Raw genomic sequence first — 1,284 nt, forward strand, 5'->3', positions numbered from 1 at the left:
GTGGCAGCTGGACTCGCAGGCAACCACCGCGCACATGGCCGAAGTGCTGCGCCTGCAAGGCGTGCTGGACACGGCGGCGGTGCGCGAGGCGTTCCAGTCCCTGGTGGCCCGGCACGCTTCGCTGCGCACCGTGTTCCAGGCGGGTGAAGACGGCCTGGCGCAACAGGTGATCCATCCCGAGATGGCGATTGAGGTGCCTCTTATCGACCACCTAGGCGAGGCGCCAGGTGCCGCCAGCGTGCAGGCCACGCTGCAGCGCCTGCTGCTCACGCCTTACGACCTGGCGCGCGGCCCGCTGCTGCGCGTGGCGCTGGTCCGCCTGGGGCCAGAGGACCACCTGCTGGTACTGGGCATGCACCACATCGTGTCAGACGGCTGGTCCATGCAGCTGCTGCTGCGCGAGTTCGGCCAGTTGTACGCGGGGCAGGGCGCGCTGCCGGCTTTGCCCATCGCCTATGCCGACTACGCCGCCTGGCAGACCCGCTGGCTGGCCGAGGGCGAAACCGCGCGCCAACTGGCCTACTGGCGCCAGCAGCTGGGCAGCGAACACCCGGTGCTGCAACTGCCGGCGGACCATCCGCGTCGCGCGGAAGCTGCCCACCGGCTGGCCCGCCTGGAACACCCGCTGCCACCGGCGCTGGTGCAGGGCTTGCGCCGCCTGGCGCAGCAGCAGGGCGGCACGCTGTTCATGGCCTTGCTGGCCGGGCTGCAGGCGCTGCTCTACCGCTACACCGGCCAGCGCGACATCCGCGTCGGCGTGCCCATTGCCAACCGGCATCGCGCGCAAACCGAAGGCTTGGTCGGCCTGTTCGTCAACACGCAGGTGCTGCGCAGCCAGCTGGACGGCAGGATGCGCCTGCACGAGCTGTTCACCCAGGTGCGCGAGGCCGCGCTGGGCGCGCAGGCGCAGCAGGACCTGCCGTTCGAGCAACTCGTCGAGGCCTTGCAGCCCGAGCGTCAGCTGGGCAGCAGCCCGCTGTGCCAGGTGATGTTCAACCACTTGCGCGCCGATGGCAGCGCCCGCCCCGCGCTGCCGGGTCTGAGCGTGCAGCCGCTGGACCTGGCGCTGGACAAGCCGGCCGTGTTCGAGTTGAGCGTGACCGCGGTGGAAGATGCAAACGAAGGCGGAAACGGCGGCCTGCGGCTGGACTTCGGCTACCCGCAAGAGCTGTTCGAACGCGCCACCATCGCCCGGCTGGCCGAGCATGCCGAAGTGGTGCTGCGCGCCTTGGCCGAAGCACCCGAAAGCAGCCTCGCCGAACTGCCGCTGCCGCATGCCGACGA

The 1,284-nt window shown here is 70.6% G+C and carries 1 protein-coding gene; it reads left to right on the top strand.

The window, feature by feature from the left end:
- On the top strand, positions 1–1,284 hold a 1,284-nt coding region (locus FKP22_RS30755; protein WP_233447035.1), incomplete at both ends, for a condensation domain-containing protein.

Source organism: Ideonella azotifigens, assembly GCF_006519715.1.
Taxonomy (GTDB): domain Bacteria; phylum Pseudomonadota; class Gammaproteobacteria; order Burkholderiales; family Burkholderiaceae_C; genus Ideonella; species Ideonella azotifigens.